The organism is Paraburkholderia sp. GAS448, assembly GCF_050435685.1.
In the GTDB taxonomy this organism is placed as follows: Bacteria; Pseudomonadota; Gammaproteobacteria; order Burkholderiales; family Burkholderiaceae; genus Paraburkholderia.
In genome coordinates, this window is sequence record NZ_JBNDKT010000014.1 from 1 (window position 1) to 23,599 (window position 23,599).

General features: G+C 60.1%; 18 protein-coding genes and 1 pseudogene. 13 read left to right on the plus strand and 6 right to left on the minus strand.

Annotated features, from left to right (window positions below; genetic code table 11):
• The coding region (locus P3T23_RS24085; protein ID WP_429318636.1) for a metallophosphoesterase family protein at positions 1–422 on the minus strand (422 nt) is incomplete at its 3' end.
• Between the two features lie 292 nt (positions 423–714).
• Here P3T23_RS24085 and P3T23_RS24090 point away from each other — a divergent pair.
• From P3T23_RS24090 to P3T23_RS24105, 4 genes are all read left to right on the plus strand, one after another.
• Positions 715–891: a hypothetical protein gene (locus P3T23_RS24090; RefSeq protein ID WP_429318637.1), complete on the plus strand. Its 177-nt coding sequence runs from the start codon at positions 715–717 to the stop codon at positions 889–891.
• A gap of 137 nt (positions 892–1,028) precedes the next feature.
• Complete coding sequence (locus P3T23_RS24095) at positions 1,029–1,331, plus strand: hypothetical protein (protein WP_429318814.1); 303 nt, start codon at positions 1,029–1,031, stop codon at positions 1,329–1,331.
• 207 nt (positions 1,332–1,538) lie between these two features.
• Positions 1,539–2,270, plus strand: coding sequence for a YceI family protein (locus P3T23_RS24100; RefSeq protein WP_429318638.1), 732 nt, complete (start codon positions 1,539–1,541; stop codon positions 2,268–2,270).
• Positions 2,271–2,459: 189 nt separating this feature from the next.
• Positions 2,460–3,503: a patatin-like phospholipase family protein gene (locus tag P3T23_RS24105; RefSeq protein WP_429318639.1), complete on the plus strand. Its 1,044-nt coding sequence runs from the start codon at positions 2,460–2,462 to the stop codon at positions 3,501–3,503.
• A 208-nt stretch (positions 3,504–3,711) separates the two neighbouring features.
• Here P3T23_RS24105 and P3T23_RS24110 read toward each other — a convergent pair whose 3' ends face one another.
• Both P3T23_RS24110 and P3T23_RS24115 read right to left on the minus strand, forming a co-directional pair.
• Positions 3,712–4,089 (minus strand): copper resistance CopC family protein, encoded by a 378-nt coding sequence (locus P3T23_RS24110; RefSeq protein WP_429318640.1) that lies wholly within the window; start codon positions 4,087–4,089, stop codon positions 3,712–3,714.
• A gap of 242 nt (positions 4,090–4,331) precedes the next feature.
• Positions 4,332–5,042, minus strand: a complete 711-nt coding sequence (locus tag P3T23_RS24115) for a helix-turn-helix transcriptional regulator (protein WP_429318641.1) — start codon at positions 5,040–5,042, stop codon at positions 4,332–4,334.
• Positions 5,043–6,617: 1,575 nt separating this feature from the next.
• Between P3T23_RS24115 and P3T23_RS24120 the strand changes: the two genes are divergently transcribed.
• The 4 genes from P3T23_RS24120 (at position 6,618) to P3T23_RS24135 (ending at position 11,342) form a co-directional block, all read left to right on the plus strand.
• Positions 6,618–8,195 carry an amino acid adenylation domain-containing protein gene (locus tag P3T23_RS24120; protein WP_429318642.1) on the plus strand — a complete coding sequence of 526 codons (1,578 nt, stop codon included), beginning with the start codon at positions 6,618–6,620 and terminating at the stop codon, positions 8,193–8,195.
• Positions 8,196–8,291: 96 nt separating this feature from the next.
• Positions 8,292–8,549, plus strand: a complete 258-nt coding sequence (locus P3T23_RS24125; RefSeq protein ID WP_429318643.1) for an acyl carrier protein — start codon at positions 8,292–8,294, stop codon at positions 8,547–8,549.
• Positions 8,550–8,569: 20 nt separating this feature from the next.
• Positions 8,570–10,405 (plus strand): alpha/beta fold hydrolase, encoded by a 1,836-nt coding sequence (locus tag P3T23_RS24130; protein ID WP_429318644.1) that lies wholly within the window; start codon positions 8,570–8,572, stop codon positions 10,403–10,405.
• Positions 10,406–10,604: 199 nt separating this feature from the next.
• A complete protein-coding gene (locus P3T23_RS24135; protein ID WP_429318645.1) occupies positions 10,605–11,342 on the plus strand; it encodes a DUF6875 domain-containing protein in 738 nt (245 codons plus the stop codon).
• A 136-nt stretch (positions 11,343–11,478) separates the two neighbouring features.
• Here the strand turns inward: P3T23_RS24135 and P3T23_RS24140 are convergent, their stop codons facing one another.
• Together P3T23_RS24140 and P3T23_RS24145 are read right to left on the minus strand one after the other, a co-directional pair.
• Complete coding sequence (locus P3T23_RS24140; protein WP_429318646.1) at positions 11,479–14,307, minus strand: ATP-binding protein; 2,829 nt, start codon at positions 14,305–14,307, stop codon at positions 11,479–11,481.
• Positions 14,304–15,437, minus strand: coding sequence for a substrate-binding domain-containing protein (locus tag P3T23_RS24145; protein ID WP_429318647.1), 1,134 nt, complete (start codon positions 15,435–15,437; stop codon positions 14,304–14,306). The genes P3T23_RS24140 and P3T23_RS24145 overlap by 4 nt, the downstream gene beginning before the upstream one ends.
• Positions 15,438–15,968: 531 nt before the next feature.
• Here P3T23_RS24145 and P3T23_RS24150 point away from each other — a divergent pair.
• From P3T23_RS24150 to P3T23_RS24170, 5 genes and pseudogenes are all read left to right on the plus strand, one after another.
• Positions 15,969–16,196 (plus strand): hypothetical protein, encoded by a 228-nt coding sequence (locus tag P3T23_RS24150; RefSeq protein ID WP_429318648.1) that lies wholly within the window; start codon positions 15,969–15,971, stop codon positions 16,194–16,196.
• Between the two features lie 159 nt (positions 16,197–16,355).
• Complete coding sequence (locus P3T23_RS24155; RefSeq protein ID WP_429318649.1) at positions 16,356–18,089, plus strand: PQQ-binding-like beta-propeller repeat protein; 1,734 nt, start codon at positions 16,356–16,358, stop codon at positions 18,087–18,089.
• Between the two features lie 246 nt (positions 18,090–18,335).
• Complete coding sequence (locus P3T23_RS24160; RefSeq protein ID WP_429318650.1) at positions 18,336–19,283, plus strand: glycosyltransferase family 2 protein; 948 nt, start codon at positions 18,336–18,338, stop codon at positions 19,281–19,283.
• A gap of 277 nt (positions 19,284–19,560) precedes the next feature.
• Positions 19,561–19,899, plus strand: a pseudogene (locus tag P3T23_RS24165) (hypothetical protein); the annotation flags it as partial.
• A 97-nt stretch (positions 19,900–19,996) separates the two neighbouring features.
• Complete coding sequence (locus P3T23_RS24170; RefSeq protein ID WP_429318651.1) at positions 19,997–20,938, plus strand: glycosyltransferase family 2 protein; 942 nt, start codon at positions 19,997–19,999, stop codon at positions 20,936–20,938.
• A gap of 85 nt (positions 20,939–21,023) precedes the next feature.
• On the opposite strand, the gene P3T23_RS24175 is transcribed toward P3T23_RS24170, so the two are convergent.
• Positions 21,024–22,940, minus strand: a complete 1,917-nt coding sequence (locus tag P3T23_RS24175) for an SMP-30/gluconolactonase/LRE family protein (RefSeq protein ID WP_429318652.1) — start codon at positions 22,938–22,940, stop codon at positions 21,024–21,026.
• Positions 22,941–23,599 lie beyond the last annotated feature (659 nt).

A 23,599-nucleotide genomic window follows, 5' to 3' on the forward strand; every position in this document is an offset into this window, starting at 1 on the left:
GTCCCTGGTCCGTCGGTCACGTCATGTTCGCCGGGCACCGTATGCAACTCGGTGATATTCAGGCCCGACATCAATTGGGCCGCGAGGTCGAACTCTTCAGGTTTGGAAAGATGCGTAATGTCGCCGGTGTGAATCGTCAGCGCCGGTTTGACCGGCATCGCGTTGACGAAGTCAATCGTCTGCCTGAGCGTGCCCGCGACATCCGGATTGGCTTCCTTGTTGAAGCCAATATGACTGTCGCTGATCTGCAGGAATAGGGGAACACCCGAAGCAGCTGACGAATCGTTCGCCGTTGCGGCGAGGGCTAATTCCACCGGCGTGAGAATACCGCCGGCCAGGACAAACACGGTGCCTACGCCACCGAAGGCGAGACATTTCAACGCGCCGCGGCGCGACGGATCGGACGGAAGATCTGACGACATAGTGCCCTCACGATTAGATTCAGAAGGTAGGCCGCCAGACTATCCGACGGGTCTCCCGACTGGATTCAATGCATAGACTGCCAGGTCGTCCGTTTTATTCCAGCCCGCCGCACATTTCGAATGTGGTCGTGGGGTCGGCGCAACCGGTTCGCGCCCTGATTGGCTGAAGGGGCCGCGCACCAGGATCGCATTGGCACGCGCGTCACGGCGACGTAATCAGAATCGGTGGCAAATACCGACCCGCCACCCGATGCTGGCGAGCCGACGGCGAACTGACTTTGCGGCCGGTCAAATGTGTTTTATTGAAGACGCGGGAATATTCAGCGACGAAACGGCGTCTACATTGCATATCGCACATCACGCTCAGGAATCTGCAGAGAAGAAGTTTGTCGCGGTCACCATTGCTCTGGTCATTCTCGCGTCACCGGGCGCGGCTGCTCAAGACATGACCCGCGCGGAGGTCAATTGATGAACTGATCGAGGCATAGCCGAACGGCCCGAACAACGTCACCGAAACCTCCTACCCAGACGTCAAACCGATCTTCACGGAGCAGGGAATCTGATATGAAAAACGTTTTCAGGAGAGCGAGCGTGCCGCGAACACTGATGGCATTGAGAGGACTCCTGCTAGCGGTAGCGTGTATCGCCGCGGGCAGCGTCGCGGCGCAAGGTCTCAGTCCATATGACGATATCAACGCGCCCGAGAACAGCACCCGGTTGATGCCGCAGGCTGCACGCGGGAGCGAGTATCCCACCCACGGTGATCGGCAGGCAGGAGAGCTGAATCTGAATCCGACGGATCCGCGTGCGCAACTCGCCAATGGTTTGCCGAACAATGCGCAGTCTGGTGGATACGGATCGCCACTGGCCGGCGTGAGGACCTATGTCGTGCCGCCATCGAAAAATTGAGGGTTAACACGACCCGGCCTGGTGCAGGATGCACTGCAGATAGCTAGCTGCATTGAATCGGGAGTCTGATCGTCACCGAATCCAGACATGTCACGTGGCTGATTCGAATCCGCGCTGGCGGGGCCATCAACGGCACGCTCACTGGATCCAGTGTTGGTCGTATCGCCTGCGCTCTTGTTACGCTGGTCGGGCACAGGGATGAAAGCGATGAAGAAGCATTCCGTTCATGCGATTGTCGCGCGGGCATTGTGGATTTCGGTGCTCGCGATGGTCGCTGCATGCACGCCGCTCCGGGTGGTCACGCATACCGTCAGCCAGTCTGAAACGCGAGTGCCGCCAGGTCAGTACGAACTTGATCCGCACCACTGGAGCATTACATTCGACGTCGATCACTTCAGGTATTCGCGCTTCACGATGCGCTTCGATCGCGCGACCGCAAAGCTCGACTGGGACGAAGGCGGGCTCGACAGGAGTTCAGTCGCGGCGACCATCGATGCCGCCAGCGCGGATACCAATGTGCCGCTCCTCGACAAGCTCGTCAAAGGCGCTGATATGTTCGATGTGGCGCGCTACCCGCAGATCCGGTTCGTCAGCACGCGTTTCGAACGCACAGGAGACGCACGCGGCACGTTGACCGGCGATCTGACGATCCGCGGCACCACTCAACCGGTCACGCTTGACGTGACGTTCAACGGCTTCGCACCCGATCCACTGACGAAAAAGGACACGCTCGGCTTCTCGGCGGAAGGCCATTTCAGCCGCGCGAGGTTTGGACTATCGACATGGTTCCCGGCCGTAGGCGACGACGTAAACGTGCGGATTCAGGCGGAATTCATCCGGCAACCCGCGGCGTCCGAGCGCGCTGCCGGCGTACCCGACGTGTCGTTCAAGAGAGGCACAAATGGTCTGGTCCGGGGTCAGCTTGCCGCTTTCGCCTGAGGGCACAACCGCGAACACGCAGAGCCATTCATCGCCCACGGTCTCAGGGCACCACTTTCGAGTTGCTCAATCGATATGTTTCGCCTTAAGGACACGAGCGGTAGAGACATGACATCGTGCGACGCAGCGACGCAACGGACGGGTAGGTAATCGGGGGCGTGGCTGGACCCGGCATTGAGGAGGTTTTCTATGGCGACAAAGAACAGAAAACGGCGGGTCGCGCAGAAGACGATCGCACTCGCGCTGCAAGGCGGCGGGATGCACGGAGCGTTCACCTGGGGCGTGCTCGACCGCCTGCTGGAAGACGGCCGGCTTTTGATTGAAGGCGTCAGCGCCACCAGTGCAGGTGCGATGAATGCCGCCGTGCTGGCCCACGGTCTACTAACGGGTGATTCCGAGGACGCGCGCCAGGCGCTGCACGACTTCTGGCGCGCCGTTGCACAATCGGCGGAAAGCTACGATCCCTTCGGCAAGATACCGTGGTTAAGAGGAACCCACACGTTCGGACTGGACCACTCGCCCATGTACCTACTGGCGGACATCGTTCTTCGCATCCTGTCACCGTACCAGTTCAATCCCCACAACATGAATCCGCTTCGCAGGATACTGGACCAACATGTCGATTTCGCCGCGCTGCGCAGACATTGCCCGATCCATCTATATCTATGCGCAACTAATGTTGAGACCGGCAAAATGCGAATCTTTTCTGGCCATGAACTGTGTATGGAGGCTGTGCTTGCTTCGGCCTGTCTCCCAACCCTGTTTCAGGCGGTAGAGATCAACGGCGAATATTACTGGGACGGAGGCTATGTCGGTAACCCGGCAATTTTCCCGCTGATCTATAACTGCGAAACACACGATGTAGTGATTGTCCACATCAATCCGATTGTGCGCCCCGGCGTACCAACCAGACCGGCCGATATCCTCAACCGCATGAACGAAGTGAGCTTCAATTCGTCACTGATGCGTGAGATGCGCGCAATCGCTTTCGTAACCGAGCTGATCCAGCAAGGCAAGGTTGAACCCGGCGGGATGAAGGAAATGTTCATCCACTCGATTCGGTCCGACCAGACAATGGCCGCACTCGGTGTGTCGAGCAAGTACAACGCCGACTGGAACTTTCTCTGCTCTTTGCGTGATAAGGGACGGACCGAGGCCAGGGTATGGCTCGAGGAGAACTATCACCACATCGGCCAGCGATCGAGCGTCGACATCAGCAGCGAATTCCTTTAGGGCCACGTTGAACAAGCCGCGCAATTTGAGCGCCTCCTCGGCATGTAGGCGTTCATCGGGCGCAGGTGCGCCAATGTCATCACCCGTCTGCATTCGCGACCGTCGGCGCTTCCATCGCGGGCGAAGTGCACAACGGACTTGAACGTCGAAGATTGCAGAAAGAATCGCTGAACTCCTAATGCAAGCACAACACCGACCGAGATCGCCGCTATTTGACCGTGAAGGTGTATTCGGCTTCCGTGCGATGCCCGTCGGCGGCGACCGCAACCCACGTGACTGTATACACACCAGGCGTGAGCGGGTTCAGCATCACCGACATGTGTTTCGGGTTCGATGAATCGACTATCGCCTTGCCAAGCGTCACGGACCTGCGCTGTGCATCCGTCACCGTGATCGCACTAAATTCCGCTTCGAGTCCGTCGTCGAAATCGATCGACACCTCCTTTGGCGAAACAGACATGCTAGCCCCAGGGGGCGGCACCTGACGCTTTGGATAGGCATGGGCGTTCGCCAGTTGTGCGATCGCGAGACTCAACGCGGCGACGACGCTGCGTGCAGTCGAGCCATTCAGGAAGGAGGTTTTCATAGACGTATCCTCAATCTTGATCAAGGTATGGATCGGGTCTGTGCCACGTCGTTACCGCCCATTAGCGCATTCCATTCCGCTAGACGGCACGCGCACCGCACATCGTTGCGCATTGCGGGGAACCCGAACGTCCAGGAGCCCGCGCCGATGATGTTAGTCGATGACGTCTCCCGAACACCTCGTGGGGATACCGACCACTCCATCAATGAGCTGGAAAACGGACAGTGACGCGCAAGCAACTGTCAGTTTCTGTCAGAAGGCTGTGCTTGAGCGGAAAGCGTCAGGTGCGCATGCAGCGCCCGCATCAGCTCGCTACGACGTCCCGGATAGCGCGCGCCTTCTTTCGCTTCGAGAATTCGGTCGGTCCGGAACGTGCGAAATGCTTCACGCAGTTCGCACCATGCGGCAAGCACGCGCGCGCTGTCCATGAAACCGATTTGCACCGGCCAGACCACTCGCCGCGAGGAACGCCCGGCCGCATCGGCATAGACGATTTCGAGCCGGCACTGTGCACGAATCGCCGCGCGCAAGCGGTCGAGTTCGACTACGTTATCAGGAAAGAACGGCGCCGGCGGTCCCGGCATTGCAAGCGGCGCGTCGAGCGTGGCGCCCGCGAGCGGCGGCAGCACCGCAATGATCTTCGCCAATGCTGCAGCGGAAGCGGATTTGAGCACGTCGTCGCCCCGCTGGTCGACGTAGCGCAGCCCAAGCAGGATCGCTTCCACTTCCTCGCGCGCGAACATCAGGGGCGGCAGGAAATGGCCCGGCTTGAGCACATAACCCACGCCCGCGCTGCCTTCGACGGGAGCGCCCTGCGCCGTCAGTTCAGCGATGTCGCGATAAATCGTTCGCTCGGACACCGCAAGTTCGACCGCAAGTTGCGCGGCCGTCACGGGGCGTCGCCTGGTGCGCAGTATCTCCATCAACCCCAGGAGCCGTCCCGAACGCGACATGCCTCGCACCCTTTCAGAAATGACTAAGCTACTGACGGATTGCTATCAGCTCCTGGCCATTGTAAACCGTCGCCGGCAGGAGATCCGGGCGCGGCAGGACTGCTTCTGACAGGAACTGACAGACCTGCGTCCGATCATTGGTTTCAGGACACCTTTGGAGAACGCGATGGAAGACATCACCCACGCACTACCCGACGTAATCACCGCTCACATTGCGGCACACAACCGACCGGACCCCAACGCATTCATCGAAACCTTCTCGAACGATCAAGCAACGGGATACTGTAACGCGTTTGTTTTCTCTCCCTTTCTGCCTATCCAGGTCGTCCACATAGACAATCTGTGCGCTGTCAGCAGTTGCCATTCATAGCCGGTTCAGGCGGACAAAAACTATTACCAGGTCAGCCTTACGGCACGACAACCAAGCCTTCAGAATGCGGTACATGTAGCGCACCATACCAGTCAATAACTCCCGGACCAAGGCGGTGCAGGCGAAAGCGGCTTGTGGTTCTTGATCAGCGCCTGCGGCACTCGACACGGAGGAGGTCATAGCAGGATCCAGGTATGAAGAATTCATCTTCCAGAAAAATTGAATCGTCCAACGCAGACAGGGCGCAGGGGGAAATATTGGAGGACTTTTTTTTCATTTTTTCGCTGCTATCGTGAATTTGGTGCGGGGCCGGTCGGACCGCAAAATAACCGGCTTTCATCGTACGAAAGCTGCGGGACGAAGGCAGGTGACGCCCATCTGAACCCGCTTGATCCAGACGATTTCGAACAACGGCTACTCAGCGTTCGAAAAATCGGGTGCGGGTGCAGGGACTCGGCATCGCGCTCGCCGTGTTGATGGAATCAGCATGCGGCTTGCCTGTCGGTTGATGCCGATTTCCATATCGATGCTGGCTCTCACATTGCACCGGACCAGCAGTGGGAAGAACACAGGGCTTGAGACATCAACCATCGGGCGCTAAGTGTCGCCTCAACAAGTGGGCCGTGGTGTCAAACCATCGGTGTACTAACGTCCTGAGCAGGAGTGCGATAACCATGTCGTGCAAGAGGTGTCCACGTGACCATGGCGCCCTCCCGTCCCAGACTCGTTGAGCTAGCCGCAGTGCTGACTTCGCTGTATCAACTGGCTTAGGCGCTCAGGCGCAAGCATCGGCAACGACTGCGGCCACAACGCTCTACCGCGCCAGACTACTCGTGCCCTCTTACATCCTGGCGTCTCATCTTACGTTGTGGCGTTCTCTTTGTTCGCCCCCCTTTGGCCAAAGGGGGCGGAGCCCCAACTAGACGGCCAGTTCAAGGTGCGTGGCGCAAGGCCGGCTGGCGGAGGCATGCTCGTGCGCTTAACTTCGCAGTCCATAATAAATAGACTCACATCTCGTTACAAGACTCCGTCTTGACCATGGGATCCACTTCACTCTATGCTTAATCGCAAGCAATTGGCCCGCCCGGCTGTCGGCAGCGAAGGTTACCTGCGAGGTTCGTCGACGGATAACAGGGTGGCATGCCGCTGACACCGTTAGTGCTTGCGGCGGTTCCTGTCTTTCTGAGAATGACGGAGGGCGTCAGATGTTGCAATCCTTCTTCTTCGATTCTGCCGCGAGCCAGTCGCACAGCCCCGCGTTATGGGTCGATCAGCGTCTTTACAGCTACGGCGAAATCGAAACCAGGGCGCGTCGCGTGTCTGCGGGACTGGCAGCGGTTGCACGGACCAGCGACGCGCGCCGATGTTTGCTGTTTGCGCATCGCAGCGTCGCCGCCTATGTTGGCGTGCTGGGAATTCTCGACGCCGGTATGGCCTATGTGCCGCTCAGCCCAAAGATGCCGGCTACGCGGATCGCCGCCATCATCGAGCAGTCCGGTGCGCCGTTGATGCTGATCGATCGGCGTTGTGCCGCGTCGCTCGATGAAGTGCTGTCCTTGCTCGACGAACGCCCGCAGATCTTCGTGCTCGACGAAGACGCGGATGATCCATATCTGCCCTCCGTTGCCGCCACTCTGTCGTCGTTGCCAGCCGCGCCGTATGTGCAACACCGGGGCACCGTGCACGACGTCGCTTACGTACTCTTTACCTCTGGCTCGACGGGCGCGCCGAAGGGCGTGCCGATCACGCATGCGAACGCCGATGCGTATGTGACGGGCCAATTGCAACTTGACGATAAAGCGCGCGATGCGCGCTATGTGCAGTTCTGCGAGCTGAGCTTCGATCCGTCCGTGCACGACATGTTTGTCTGCTGGGCGAACGGCGGCTGCCTGTACGTGCCTCACACCGTCGATCCTGTCTATAACGCGGACTTCATCAAGCGTCACGAGATTACACACTGGAACAGCGTGCCGTCCGTGGCCGGCTTCATGCAGCAAATGCGCAAGCTGACGCCGGGTGCCTTCCCAAGTGTTCGAATGTCGCTGTTCGGCGGCGAGCCGTTGCCTCGCTCGCTGGCGCTGGCGTGGATGCGCGCTGCGCCGAACAGCCGGGTCCTGCACATGTACGGGCCGACCGAAGCGACCATCGCCTGCACGTGCTTCGAGGTCACCGCCGGATTCCTCGACGATCCGCAGCACACGGTCATGCCGCTCGGCTGGGCGCTTCCTGGGGTGGAACTGATGATCGTGGATGCCGGGCTCGAACCGGTCGCCGCGCAGCAGACGGGCGAGTTGCTGATCGGTGGCCCGCAGCTTGCCGGCGGCTATCTGTCGCCTGACGAAGCCGGCAATAGCAGGTTCGTGGCGAAGACTTATCCGGGCCGGCGTGGGCAACGCTGGTATCGAAGCTGCGACGCCGCGCGCGCAACGACGCAACACGGAATCGTGTTTCAGGGACGTCTCGATACGCAGGTCAAGATTCGCGGCAACCGGGTCGAGCTGGAAGAAGTCGAACATGTCGTGCAAGCGTGCAGCCATGCTGCGCTGTGCGCGGTGATCCCGTGGCCGCTCGATGAAGTCGGGCGAGCCACCGGCCTCGTCGCCTTCGTGGCAAACGCCCGGGTTGAGATCGCGCTGGTTCTGCGGGCGTGCCGGCAACGCTTGCCGGTCTACGCGGTGCCGCAACGGATCGTTGCCATCGATGCGTTCCCGCTTAACGTGAACGGGAAAATCGACAGAATGGCTCTCGCCGGACAGTGCGCACGCGGCGAGGTTGCCGCCTGAGGTTTGTGCCAGATCCCAGCAAGGAATAGCCAGCCATCGCCGCGCATGAGTGCATTGATGTCATGCCTGAAAAAAACAGGCGTTATAGGGGAGCCAATGAAAGCCGATTTGCGCCGCATTCTTGCAGAAACCGCATGCCTCGACGTGCCGGTCGAAACCTTGAGCGATTTCGACAACCTTTACGCCGCTGGCTTGTCCTCGCTCGGCACGATTCGTGTGATGCTGGCCGTTGAAGACGCGCTGGGCATAGAGATACCGGGAGAGTTGATTACGTTTGACCTGTTTCGATGTATCGATTCGTTCGTGAGCGCGCTCGCACCGTTCGTACAGGACGAGTGGGTGACGCGGGGGTAGCCATGACAGGGAATCCTGCAATGAGGCCGGTCACCTTTGGTGGCTGTTACGGGTCGCTGCACCTGCCGGCACGCGGCGGGGCCACGACGGGCATGGTGCTGTGCAGCCCGTTCGGCTACGACGCGCTATGCGTGCACCGCGGCTGGCGCGACTTTGCAGAAGCACTGACGGTGGCGGGCGGTATTCCCGTTCTGCGCTTCGACTATCCGGGAGCCGGCGATTCGGACGGCAACGAGGAAGACCCGCAGCGCTTTCGCGCATGGATCGACAGCATCAAGGCTGCGGCGGAGTATCTGCGGGCTGCGACCGGCATAACACGCGTGATCCTGTGCGGCTTGCGTCTGGGGGCGACGTTGGCAGTCCTCGCGGCCGAAGAACTGGGCGACGTCGATAGCCTGGTTTTGATGGCGCCCGTCATCGCTGGCAAGCGTTATATTCGGGAGCTGGGCTTGCAGCATCAGAGCTGGCTCAAGACCCCAAACGGCCGCGAAGGAGCTCAAGCGGATGACGACGGTCGAGCCGTGGGCGCGTTCGGATTCCAGCTGTATGCCGACACGCTCGAGCAACTCGCTGCCGTCGACCTCGTACAGCGCGGGCGGCCCGCCGCGCCCCGTGTGCTGCTGCATGATAGCTGCGACAGCGTACCCATGAGCCAGTTGGTCGAGTGTTATCGTGGTCATGGTGTGAGCGCGGACGTGCAGATTTTTCCCGAGTACGACAAGTTCCTGGTCGACCCACGGTTCAGCGTGCCGCCTCGGCGAGCCTTCGACAGTGTGCTCGAGTGGCTCGGCTTTCAGTCCGGCACGCCGGCGACGCCGGCGGTGGAGATACTTGCACCGGCCGCCGATGCACGGATCGATTTTGCGGCAGGTCATGAGACACCTGTCGTGTTCGGAGGCGGGCGCTATGTCGGCGTATTCTGCCAGCCGCGCTGCGCGCAGGAGCACGCCCCCGCTGTGCTGCTCGTCAATACGGGCGGCGTTCATCGCGTCGGCGACGGACGGCTTGCCGTCCTGATGGCCCGACGGCTTGCGGGGCAAGGCATCGCCTCGTTACGCATGGACCTGGGCGGCCTCGGCGATAGTCTTCATCACGAAGATTCGCCGACGCTCGAAGCCGTGTACGCCCGTCATTCGGTCACCGACGCGACAGCGGGAGTGGAATGGCTGACGGCGGCCGGATACCCGGAGGTTGTCACGTTCGGCGTCTGCACGGGCGCATACGTCAGCATTCATACGGCGTTAGCGCATCCTCGCGTGGTGGGCTGCATGTCGGTCAACCTGCCGTTTTTCTTTTGGGGGGGCCCGCAAACGAAGCCGGGCGCTCACCATATCGAATCGAGTCGGGTGTACTGGCGTTCGATCCGCAACCCCGAAAAGTGGCTCCGGCTGCTGACCGGCCGGGCAAATGGGCGTGCGATCGCCGTGGAGCTGGGACGCCGCTGGTACGTGCGCCTGACTTCGCTCGCCAGCAGTCCGTTCGAAGGCAGGTTGGGCGTGAACACCTCGACGGGTGCTATCCGCCAACTCATCATGGACCTCGAGCGCAAGGGCGTGCAAACGTCGCTGGTGTACGGCTCGCTCGATGCGGGGCTGGATGAACTGGCGATCCGTTTTGGACCGAACGGTAGCGAACTTGGAAAGCTGACGAACGTTACGGCAAAGATACTGGAGAAAGTGGATCACTCGTTGTTCTCGCACACAGCGCGTGACGTCGTGATGGCTCATTTCGAGGAATTTTTGCACGAGAGGACGCTCGATGCCGAGCGCGCCGGCGTCTTGCGCGCCCCAGCTCTACACATGAGTTCGCTACACCGGATGTGGCTCCAAACCGGCCCGCGCAAAGCTGTCCGATGACGGCGCAGTTCCGCCCCTGCATCGAAGACGCGCAGCAACACGGACTACCGGACCGGACGCAAGAGGACGAAAGGGACTGAAATCTGCATTTTCATGCAACAAACAGCCCTTGGCTGCATGACTGAGGCGACAAGTATCTTGACACGCGCCGCCTGCACATCGTGCATTTTTTCTTCTCAATAAATCGACGGTTTAGATCATGGTGACCGATATTGAAGCGTGCGGATCTTTCCTCTCGATGTTTGATTCTGAAATTAAAAAGATAGAGCGGTCGGCATGCTTATCGACAGACATCGAATCCGTCCCAGACGAATTTACCAGAAAGGTATTTGAATCGGGTCTCGACTGGCTTGCGGGTTTTATCATGAGGCCTCATGCTGAACTGGGCCGTCGTGGGGCGGTTTGCCCTTTTACCAAGCCAGTTCATGACGAAGGATCATTGGTCTTTTGTACATGGGATGTAAAAGAACTGCCATTCGAAGTTTTCCTCTCGATATTAGAAAGGCTGCCCACGCTTTACCATCGGTTGTTTGCCTGCGCGCCTGGAAAATCGCGACTTTTTTCGGTATGCATATTCTTGAATGGTCTGAAAGAAGATCAATATTCGAAATATATAGACGAGGCGCATTCGATGTCGAAGCCCGTTTTTATGGAGGCAGGATTGATGATCGGTGAATTTCATCCTTTAAGCGTGACGAAAGGGGTTCATTCAAAATCATTCCGGCCGATGCGTAGTAGCCGGCCAGCTTTTGTTGTGCGAGCTATAACGCCTCATGATGTAATATTTATCGATAGAGACGATAGCCCAGCCGAAGTACGTCTTCGGGAACTATTGGACTATAAGTTATGGGTTGGAGAAGCTCTGCCCAAAGACGACATCCTGAGAATTGAGAAACGGATCGCGGAACTGAGATTGGCGATAGCAAGGCGAAGTTGATCACGGTAGCCGTACCAATATCAGGTCAGCCCAGCTGGAGGTCGTCATTCGACGTTGCCGGACAACCCGTTGAAAGCAGCCCATGCTCGCAAAGTGGAGGATGTCCACGCGGGAATAGTTGGGTCTGCGGTCGCGATCATGGGACTTGTCTCTTTTCCAGAAATTGCTCGACAAAGCTCAGGATTGCCTTGGACTGGTAACCCTTTGCCAGGCGGCAAAGGTGATCGCCGAAAGGGCGATAGCGCTCGTTAAGCCCGGTTACGTGTGCGGCGTGTTGCACGATGGCACGCATGTCGCCGAGTCGCGCCAGGTGATGTAGTGCTTCGATCTCCTCCGGCGGCGGCGCGATCAAGGTTTCGGAAGGAGCGGCGGCGGGTATGGCTGTTCGGCCCTGTTCGGTGGCTTGCGCCTCCCGAAGTTCGTCACTCCACTCGACATTCAGGACGGCCGCGACCTGTGACAACAGCCTGCTGAAGTCGATCGGTTTTGGCAGAAAGGCAGTTGCACCGGCCGCGAGGCTTTGCGCCGCATCGGTCCCCGCGGCGCCAGCGGAGACTGCGACGATAGGCAGATCGCGGAACTCCGGCATCTGGCGCAGGCGGCGCGTGGCTTCGAGCCCGTCCATCCCGGGCATGACGACATCCATCAGGACGAGCGCCGGTCGCAGGGATTTCGCTTTCTCCAAAGCTTCCAGTCCATCACTGGCCTGGGCAGTGTCGAATCCGAGCGGGCCAAGCATATCGACCGCCACGGCACGGTTTTCCGCCACGTCATCCACGACCAGGACGGTCTTGCGCGGACCCTTGTATCCGCTGATCGTCCGTTCGGGCGGAACAACAGGTACCTGAGGTACCACCACCTGGACATCGAGCTCGAACGAGAAGGCGCTGCCAGCTCCGCGGTGGCTCTCCACATGGATCTCGCCGCCCATCAGGCGCACAAGGTGCCGGCTGATGGCGAGGCCCAGCCCCGTGCCGCCAAGCCGGTGCGGGGCGTCGCTCACTTGCTCGAAAGGCCGGAAGATCGCCTCAAGCTGCGCCTCGTCTATGCCGATGCCGGTGTCCTGCACTTCGAAACGCAGCCGGCCGGGCTGCTGGAAACTGACGTGCAGGCTCACGCTCCCCTTCTCGGTAAACCTGATTGCATTGGAGAGCAGGTTGAGCAGCACCTGGCGCAGCCGTATTTCATCGATCCTTACGCCCGCCGGCAGATCGGGCGCCATCTCGCAAGCGAAGTCCAGGCCCTTTTCCGTTGCCTTCACCCGAATCGTCTCGGCGATGAAATAGATGAACCGGTCGAGCTGAATGTCCGAGAGGTTGAACTCCATCTTTCCAGCCTCGATTTTGGCCATATCCAGGATGTCGTTGATGAGTGTAAGCAGGTGTTCGCCGCTGCGCTGGATCACCGCGAGTCCGTCGATCTGTCGTTGATCGAGGCTTTTGTCGCGTCTGAGGATCTGCGCATAGCCCAGAATCCCATTCAACGGCGTGCGCAGCTCATGGCTCATGTGCGCAAGAAAGTCGCTCTTGGCCTGGTTGGCCGCCTCGGCGTGTTCCTTGGCGACAGCCAGTTCAGCCGTTCGCTCCAGGATCATGTCTTCGAGGTGCTCGCGATGGCGCCGCAGTTCCTCTTCGGCACGCTTGTGCTCCGTGATGTCGCGTGAGATCCCGAGCAGGAACTGCGGCTCGCCGCGCACGTCGACGATCGGGATCTTCATCGTGTGCACAAGGCGCGGTCCATGACGCGTCTGAACCGGCTCCTCCGGCACATCGACCATCTGTCGCGACTCCAGCACCGCACGGTCCTTCAGCGCAAAGAACTCGGCCTCCTGCGCCGGAAACAGCTCGTGGACAGACTTGCCGATGAGTTCCTCGCGCCGATAGCCGAGCAGTTGTTCGCCCGCCTTGTTAAAGCGCACGAAGCGCAGCGTCGCCGCATCCTTGACGAAAATCGTGTCCGGGATGTTCTCGATGATGCTGTCCAGGAAGAGTTCGCTTGCTCGCGCAGCCTCTTCGGCATGCTGGCGTTCGACGATCTCGGCCGCCTGGCCTGCAAGCGCCGTGCTGAGTTCGGCCGTGCGCTGGGTGACGCGCGCCTCGAGTTCGGCGTTAAGCTCCTTCACCGCATCCTCGGCCTGCCTGCGCTGACGCCGGTCTTCGAGGAACTGTTCCACGGCGCGCGCCATGTCGGCAATCTCGTCGCCGCCGTGCACGGGGACGCCGGCCTGCGCGCTGTCGACGTCACCGTGCCGAAGGGTGTGGCTGACCTGGCGCAGCCGTGCGACGACGTGGCGACCGAGGAATACGCGGGCGATCAGCCAGGCGAGCAGCAGGCTCACTGCGACTTCGCCAATGACCCAGCTACGGGTGCGGTCCGACTCTTCGGCAACATTGCGCACCGCTTCAAGGTAGTCGCGCGTGTAATAGTCCGATTGCTGACGTGCCGCGATGGCCAGGGCGTCAGCCTGGCGGCGCAGATCATCGTCGAGGCTCGCCAATGACACGCCGGGCCGCGGCGCAGAGTCCGACGCGGCTCCGGTGCCCAGCGCAGTTTCGCGCACCTGCGCCGCGATGTTGGCCGTATTGCGGAAGCGCTGGCTCGATCGATGCATCTCCAGCGCGTCGACACCGACGCCATCGCTCACAGTCCCGGAAGCCAGGCGGTCCACCAGGCGGTCGAAGGATGCCAGCTGCTCGATGACCTGCCGGTGCGTCTCGCGCACGGCGCCAACCGTATCGTCACTGGATAACTGCAAGGCAAGGCGTTCGATCTTCACCGTGTGCTGCGCCAGGTCCTGTGCATCCTGCAGGCGCGCCAGTCGCTCTTCGGCCAACTGGCCGATCGCGTGGGCCGAACCGGCCAACGAATAGATGGTCGTGGCCCCGACCGCGACCACCAGGGCGACCAGGCACGAAACCACGAGCGCGAACTGCGCGGTGAGCGACTGTGGAAGCGGAAGTTTCACGGGCGTTGCCAGATGCGGCGATAGATATCGCGATAGCCGTTGGCGGGATCGTAGAGCAGGTGATTGCCACCGTCCACGGCGATGTTATCCGCCGTCACGAGATGAACCGGAAATATATAACCCGTGACGCGTTCCCCGGCGAAGAGCCTGTTCATCTCGTCGACCAGCTGCCAGCCGTGCAGATTCAGGGGCTCGGCCACTGTGCCCGTCTGGAACGTGCCCGTCCGGATGCGTAGGAAGGCAGACTCGCTGCCGTCGCCGGCCGACAACATGACCATGGCGGTGTTCGGCATTCCGGCCTGGGTTAGTACCGGGGCGGCGTAGTCAAAGTAGATGTCGTTGATCGCCAGCGCATGCGTCCATCGTCTGCCATAACGCGCGAGCAAGGCGCGTGTCGTGCCCGGCATCAGTTCCTGGCTGCGCGAAATTGCTACGTCGCGCACTTCGAGCAAGGTGCAGCCGCTGCACGCGCGAACGACGGCAGCCATTGCATCCGCTTTGTCTTGCGCGATCCGGTAACTGCTGTCGGTGAAGATGACCACTCCCGCATGCCCGCCGGACTGCGCGATGGCCGCCAGCGCGGTAACGCGCGCGACCTCGAGCGGATCCGTCGACACGTTCATCGCCACGGGCGTGCCAGGCACCGGTCCCGCGTGTGCCGCGACATGCCAGCCGACGATCGGAATGTTCCGCGCGGCAAACTGCTGCAGTGCGGGCAGCAGGGCGCGTGCGTCGCCGCCGACGATGATCAGACCGTCCGGACGACTTGCCAGCGCATTCGCAAGCATCTTCAACCGCAGGTCCGGCATGCCACCGGAGTCGAATATCTTCACGTTCCAGCCTATGACGCTGACCGCCTCCAGCACACCGTCGACCACGCCGAGGATGCCGCCGTTGCGCAGATCCTCGGCGACGACGGCGATGCGTTTTCCAGATGCGGCGCGCGGCCCGTTTCGTGGTCCGTTCCAGGGTGGGGCGGGTTGCGCTGCGGCGTCGATGACACGCTTCGCTTCGGTCAGATAGTCCTGGGCGACCACTGAGGCCCCAGGCGCGGGATCGGTCAACGCGCCCTGCGCCGTGGCAATCGATGGCATACACGCGCATGCCCATGCCAGAAGCAAGCCCCTCATGCTGTTCCCCTGGGGCCTCCCCCACCGGGATCGATTGACCGCCATCGAAGACGTCCAGATATGCCGCGTACAGGGAAATCCTGCGAAAAGGATACTACATCGTCGCGATCAAGCCGGTTCAGATGGGTGTCGCCTGTATTCGTCTATCTGCTTTCCTGCGATGAAAGCCGGTTACTTTGCAGTCCGGCCGGCCCGCGGTAAATGCACGATAGCGACGAAAAAATGAACAAAGAGTCCTCCAATATTTCCCCCGCGTCCAGGCTGTGCTGGACGATCGCGCATCATCCCGACCCCGGAGGGCGAACACGGCGGTGAAGATCACTTCGCGATGCCCGAACTTCTCTGTCAGGTTCACTTGCGTGGACCGCTCCGGATTTTTGCTGATTTATTGAACATTATTTTTTTCTTTTTTTCGCCTACGTTGCTGCATGCGCAGACCACACGGGCTGCCGCCCTCTCCTCAGGATCGAGGCGAAGTCGTTGAGGTGAAGTCATGACGACACCCTTGAAGGTCTCCATCTGCCTGCCGACATGCAGTCCGTCACCAGCCTGGCGCTCGACAGTCAACTGGAGCCCGCACGCACGCTCGCGTTGCGACGTCTGGTGCCGATCGCCGTGTCCGTCTACTCGAAGAATCACGCGCCGCTGAAGGGATTGCGGGTCGCGCTCCAGCCTCTGTCCACCTGCAAATATGGCTTCAGCGCGCGGCTCTACTGTCACCTGCTGCTGATTTCCAGATCGATGTTTGGCCTCGTATGAGCCGGAGGTACTGAATTTCGACTGGAACAACGCCAGACCGGACCCGCCGGCGACGCAGCGCGAGCGTGAACGTTTCTGCAGGCAAGGCTCATCTGTACGCCGTTGGAGTGTTGCCTTTCGCGAATGACTGCCATCACTTGACGTTCAGGAGGTGTCTCAATGACCCGTGCGCTCTCCCGCTCCGGACTTGCCGGACTCGCCGCCGCCGTGACGCTCGCCGTTTCAGCTGCCCCAGGCGTCCACGCTCAAACGTCGCCAGCGAGCGCACCCGCAACCCTGCTGCCTCATCTTCATCCGGCTCCATCGTCGGGGCCGCGGGTACCGCCCGCGAGTGCATTCGACGGATCGCCCGTTAGCCAGCAGAATATGGGTAGCGGCGTCAGCCCGGGCAGCGCTTCTGACGGCTCCGGGCCGCCAGACGATCCTCCGTTGCTGGCGCCGGCGAATGTGACTGCCGCGACGCGAGCGGTGACACCCGGCGCAACCACTGCCGCGTCCTTCACCGCGACCGACTGGCCCACGTTCGGCATGAACGCCCAGCGGACCGGCAACAATCCTGTGGAGACAGTGCTTTCAACCTCCAACGTGGCGGGTCTGCGCACGCACTGGACGACCGATCTTGGTGGCCCCATCCTGACCCAGCCGACGCTGGCGGCAGGCGTGAATATCAACGGCGTGCTGACCGATGTCGTCTACGCGGCGACGCTCCAGGGGGACATGTTTGCGCTGAACGCATCTACCGGGGCACTCATCTGGCAACAACACGTCGCGCCCGTGCATACCACCTGCAGCGACTTCGCCGCATCGGGCGGCAACATCGGTTTCATCGGGACGCCCACCATCGACCGCACCAGGAACCAGTTGTACATCGTCAGCGGGGACGGCTTTCTGCACGCGTACAATCTGGCCACCGGCGCGGACCTGCCCGCGCTGCACGTGATGATCCCCGATCCAGCGAATGTGGCTCCGAAGACCTACGTCTACGGCAGCCCGACCCTCAGCGTCAGTACACGATACGGCACCTCTCTGTACCTCACGACGGCCAGCACCTGTGATACCACGCCGTACCACGGACAGGTCGTACGCGTATCAATCCCCGACGGAGCGATCCTGCAGCGCTGGTACCCGACCGGTGTAACCGGGCCAAATGGCGGTGGTATCTGGGGACCGGGAGGCGTATCGGTCGTGCGGGGCGGGTCAGCGGTCTACGCGCTGACCGGCAACGCATTCGCCACTCCAGAAAACGCTGCGTTCGCAGAACACGTCGTCAAGCTCACCAGCAGCCTGGCCGTGACCGCGTCAAACTCGCCGATGGCTCCCACGGTACAGGATGCGGACTTCGGTGCGACGGCACCGCTGTTCCAGCCTCGTGGCTGTCCGACCATGCTGGCAGCCTTCCAGAAAACCGGCAACCTGTTCATCTATAACGAGGCCACCATCCCGTCGGGGCCCCTGCAAACGCTGGATATCAGTCAGAGCAGGTCTACGGGAACCAACATCGGTCTGCCAGCGTATGATCCGGCGCTCAAACAGCTATACATCGCGGCTCCGTCCGATTCGCCCACCGGCTTCAACAAACACGGGCTCCTCGCTCTCGGCATCAGCAGCACCTGTTCCGTCGGTCTGGCCTGGCAGCAGCCGGTCGGCAAAAATTCGGCCATTGACAATCCGGCGATTTCCCCGGTCATCGCAAACGGCGTGGTGTATTACGGCGATGGCATCGCCAGCCAGGTGTTTGCCATTGACGCAAGAAGCGGCCAGATCCTGTGGAGCACGGATAGCCTTCCGGTTGGTGAGCGGCCCACTGGGGGCATCCTGACGTCGCCGACGGTCGTGAACGGACAGCTTTTCGTGGCGGGTATGGACCACAAGCTTCATGCCTTTGGCCTGTAGCCCGTCGCATGGGCCGGGGTCGTATGTGGAAGATCGGGTGTCATGTCGTCATGAAGAGGCGATACGGCGCCCCAGCCGGGCTTCAGTGAAGCTGGGCGACAGCGTTCAGCACGGAATACTTACGATTTCTGGCCGATTTATTGAGCATTATCTTTTTTGTTTTTTTCGTCTAGCTTATGCCATGCAGCGTGGCGCTCGCAGAGCGAACGAGTTGCCGCGCCCCTCCCCAAGCATCAAGGTGAAGCCATGACGACACCCTTCAAGGTCTCCATTTGCCTGCCGACATGCAATCGCCCGGAGTTGATCGTCAAGTGCATCGATTCGTGCCTCGCGCAGACGCACGCGAACATCGAGATTGTGATTGGCGACGATTCGAACGACAACCGGACACAGCGGCTGATGGCAGCGCAATACCAGCATGACCCGCGCATCCGCTACGCAAGAAACGAACCGCCGCTCGGCCAGGCGCGCAATGTCGCCAGCCTGTTCGCACGCGCGAGCGGCGACAAGATCCTGCTGATCCACGATGACGATTACCTGGTCGACGACGGCGTCGAGCGGCTGGTTTCGCTATGGGACCGACATCCGGATCTCGAGGTCGCATTCGCCGATCAATACGAGGTCGATCAGGCGGGCCACGTCGACCGTGCGGTCAGCGACCGGCTCAACGCCGATTTCCATCGAACGAAGAACACGGAAGGACGGCAGAAGCTGCCCGGCCAAACAGGCCTGATCCAGATGTTCCCGAACAACGGCTGGCTCGCGAATGCGGATCTCGTCAAACGGATCAGCTACAAGGAACTGTACGGCACGTGCTGCGACTTTGTGTTCGGCGTCGAGCTGTGTCTTGCGGCGCGGCAGGTTTACTACCTGAAGGAATACGTGTCGTACTGCCGCAAGACTGACGTATCGATCTCTGCGAGCACTCGCGGCTCAACGAGTGCCGCATCGGTGTCCGCCTATGCATTCGTCACCAGCCTGACACTCGACCCCCAGCTGGAGCCAGCCCGCACACTCGCGTTGCGACGGATCGTGCCAATTGTCGTCTCGGTCTATTCAAAGAATCGCGCGCCGCTGAAGGGCCTGGAGATCGCGCTCGGGCACCTGTTCGCGTACAACTACGGTTTCAGCGTGCGGCTCTACTATCACCTGTTGCTGATTTCCAGATCGATGTTCGGTCTCGTGTCGCGCTGAACTACTGCGGCCGGAAAAGCGCCGGACCAGATCCGCCAGCGAAAAAACGCCAACGGGTGTTCCGCGTATCGGAAGTTGCTGATAAGGGCACCTATCCGGCGCGTGGTGCGTTGGCGATGAATCGCATGTGACGTGCGCCATCGCTCGAACGCACATCGCCGCAGGGCCCTGACCGGCTGGCCCATGGCGGCCACCCCGGTGGGCCAGCCCCAATCCTGTTGCGCACGCGACGCCGTGCGGCGAATCCGCCCTGAGCGGCCTTGACTGGAGGAACACCTTGCGGCGTCTCTGGTTTGCCACACTTCTCTGCATATCGCTTCTCTGCGCATGCGCCAGCCTGCTGGTCCCAGCCGCACCCGCGTCGGGCGCGGAAACGGCGCTCAATGCGAAGACGTCGTGGATCGGCAACACGTTCGGTTTCGGTGACGGGACATGGACGCAGATCAACATCACCGCGCTTGCGCTCACGCCTGACGGCAAGGTGTACACGGACTCGCCATGGGACGAATGCGGTGCGGAAGCCAGTGTCTATCAGAACGGCAGGAGCCTTGGCTATGCGGACAGCACCCATGGATGGGGCAATGGCGGAGGCAATGCGGTTGCGGTCAACCGGAAGCTGGTGAAATAAGGCATCCTCGTCATATCGGCATTTGTTCCGCCCGGCATCCTTAGCGCGACAGAACCCGTCTTTGCGTCGAATGGAGGTGGCATCCATGGATATTTCAAGCGATAGACCCGTTGTGAGCATCATTATGGCGAACTTTAACGGGGCTCATTGGCTTCGCGAGGCAATTCGCTCTATTCAGATGCAAACTTTAAAAAACTGGGAGCTGATCATCGCCGACGACGCATCAACTGATGAAAGTCTGAATATTATTGGTGACGCTGTCGCCAGCGATCACCGTATTAAAGTGTTGCCTGCTGATAGAAATCAAGGCCCATCTGCCGCTCGAAATCGCGCGCTACAGCACGCTAGCGGATACTGGCTCACTATTATTGATAGCGACGACACGATTGAGCCATCGCGCCTCAACCTCCTTGTGGAGGCTGCGAATAGTTACTCGCTTGCCATTGTGGCGGATGACCTGATATCAATAGATGAAAGTCTGCCGGGTGTTCGCAGCACGTTGCTCGGATTAAATGCCATGAAATATATCGATACGGTCGAATTTGTTAAAAATGGCATAAAGCTCGGGTATCTAAAACCAATGATCCGTGCCGATTGCGTTGCTGAAATTCGCTATGATGAACGTCTCAGAGCTGGCGAGGATTTTGACTTTTTATTGCGGGCAATCTTTAGTGTGGGTCATATGGCGATATTCCCCGCGATGGGTTACAACTATCGCATTCATCGAGGCTCCGTTTCCAGATCAACTGAATCAGCCCGCCAAAAAATCGCAGATATGATTGAAGCGGATGTCCGGTTTTGCGAATCCCATAAGATTGGAAAAGCTTTACTTAACGCATGTAACCGGCGGCGGGAACTTCTAAAGACACGGATCCATTGGCTAGACCTGAAGGGCGAACTGCGGCAGCGACGATTCATTTCGGTGTTTTATAATTTAATTGCTCACCCGAGGGTTGTTTTCCCTGCAACATATTCGTTGTGGTGGCGTCTTGTTGGCATGCGCATCAAGCAGGCTGCCGGGCGATAAGACTCGCTTCTGTGGGCGGATACCCGATTGCAAGGGCTTTATAATTAGCGGGCTAATGGGTGTCGCATTAAGCCACTCCGGGTGATCAGGGAGTCCAACGATAAACAATGATGCTCGAGTCGTTGTAGTTGTCCTTCGTGATCATGTACTCACCGGTCGATCGAAGGTACGCCCGTACGCCGTACATCGAATCGACGTCATTGCCGACGTCCACCTTATTCGGATTGCTATTGATCAACGTCGTGTCCAGCCGGCCGGTGACGAGATTGAAGGCGTCGATGTCGGGTACAGTATGTACGTAGCCGACGAAGAGATAGTTGCCGACGGCCGCGATCGACTTGGGGTTGGCGCGGGTGAGGTTGATCACCGGGTCGGGTCTGGTGGTGTTGCCTGCGCTCCAGCCGTGATACACCTCGATCCTCGTTTGCATGGCCGTCCAGTCCCAGCTCCCGGCGATGCCCTGTGCGAGGATCATGGTGTCGCTCTCCGCCAGATAGATGATGCGTGTCAATGGTCGGATACTCTGCGGAATGGAGGTCGCAATTGCGGCTCCCCATGTCGGCTTGCCGCTGGCATCGAAGCCGGTCAGCGGGTAGTGGTAGATGTGGTTCGTCCGGTCCAGACCGGCCCACACGTCGCCCCTGCTGTCGATGCAGAATCCGCCTGTGATCTTCCGGTTCGTATTGAACGCCGTACCCGGAATCGAGCCGTCCGGGATGGCGATGTAGCCATGCGCCGCGTTGAAGTGGAAGAAGTAGAAAATATCCGGGTTCTGGCCGGAAGCCACCAGGATCCGGTTTCCACCGACGGCGACAAGTTGACCGAAGTGTTCGTCGCGCTGAATATCGTTGATGTTGATTCGTGGATCGGATGGGTAATCGATTGGATCAACGGTGTTCGCGACGAAGGTTCCTCCAGCGGTGCCAGTGTATATGTTGGTGCCGCCATAGAAGTAGGAACCGTCCGTAGCCGGGTCCGGAGCCGCGACCCCCTCGAAGTTGAGGGCCTGAAGCTTCCACTGCAGGTTGCCGGAGCTGTCGTACGCATGAATGTCAGTTTCGCCGTTGCGACCGAGGTCCCAGGCTCCGCCCCATGGGTTGTTCAGCACATACAGGTTGCCGGCGGAGTCTCTGCCGATGCCCACGACGCGGGTGAAGCGCTTGTCACCGACCTGGCCTTTGATTCCAGCCGTGGCGTCGAGATATCCGCCCTGAATGCCAAACGTGCCGACCAGAAATGGAATGCCCGAAATGTTGTAGATCTTGATGTTCATGTCGGGCCCCTCGTCCCCGACCATGAGCCGCCCGGTCGCCGCGTCGAAATACAGCGCGGACGGCCGGGAGTCAACGGACATCTGGATGGTGTTCAGGGGCGCACCGGCTGGACTGAATGCGACGACCGTGCCCGCGCTCTTCTGAGCCACCCAGATATTTCCTGCGGGGTCCAGGGCGAGCGCGCCGGGGCCCGATACGTTGATATCCCTTTGCCAGACACCGTCGGTGGTGAAGACCCGGACCCGATTTCCTGGAAAGTCGCTCGCATAAAGGAGTGAACCCGCCGTCGCGAGTCCGGTGATGACATCAGCCCGCCGCTCGGTCGTTGTCGCACTGACGGGGATGAGAAGATCGCGGGTTTGAGTGGTTCGGTCGTATCGGCCCACACTGCCACTGCCGAAAACCCTGCTAAATCCCAAAGCGGCGAAGATTGAAGTTGCATTACCCGTGATGGCGCCGCCCTGAAAGTCGTTGTGAAACATGGAACCTACGTTTTGGCCATTCCGGTATATCGCGACTCCGCCCGCGTTCTCGTCCCACGCGGAAGCCGTATAGATGGTTCCCTCGGGCGCTACCCACATGGAACGGGCGGCGTTACCCACATGGGCGGCGTTGGTCCCAAAGGTGTTCGCCACCCAGTCTGTGGTGTACTGCCCCTGACATTCTGGCGCAATCGTAGCGATCAGCACCGTGGCAACGAATGCGCCATAGATTCGTTTCTTGACCATGACGGATGCTCTCCTGGTTGTAGCGCCTCGGTAACATTGCCCGGCTGCTTGCCAGGCGAGGCTCGCGGAACGCGTGTGCCGATGCCCAGCGCGATCAGACGATGCTTGTGAAAGCCGGCGAGGCGAATCGGAGGGCGCTACGAGGTACGGCTGGTTCGGCACGGGGTCATACGCAGGCGGGCCGACTGTCGGCAGGCAGACGGAGACCTTGAAGGGACTCGTCATGATTTCGCCTCGATCCTGGGGAAAGGGCACGGCAGCCGGTTCGCTCAGCGAGCGCCACGCTGCATGCACGAAGGCAGGCGAAAAAGAGTAAAAAAATGATGCCCAATAAAATCGGCAAAAAACGCAGGCAGCCCTGGTAAGCGAGTCTGCCAGTGCCGTTTTCACGAAGCTGCCGTCGTGGGATCGATATGGGCACATCATGCGGGACTGCCTGCTTCGACCGCGTTTGTCACCCGGAGGCGTCTCCGGCCTTGCGAAGCGGATCGAGAAAATTGCAGCCCGTCCACGTCAACCCCTCGATGGATACGTTCACCTGAGACCGGGTGTCCACATGAGCGACAATGAATCCGGCCTCGCGCAGCGAGCATGACATGCAGTACGACCATGCTATAGATCATAGGCGTCGACAATCTTGAATTCCAGTTTTGGTGGAG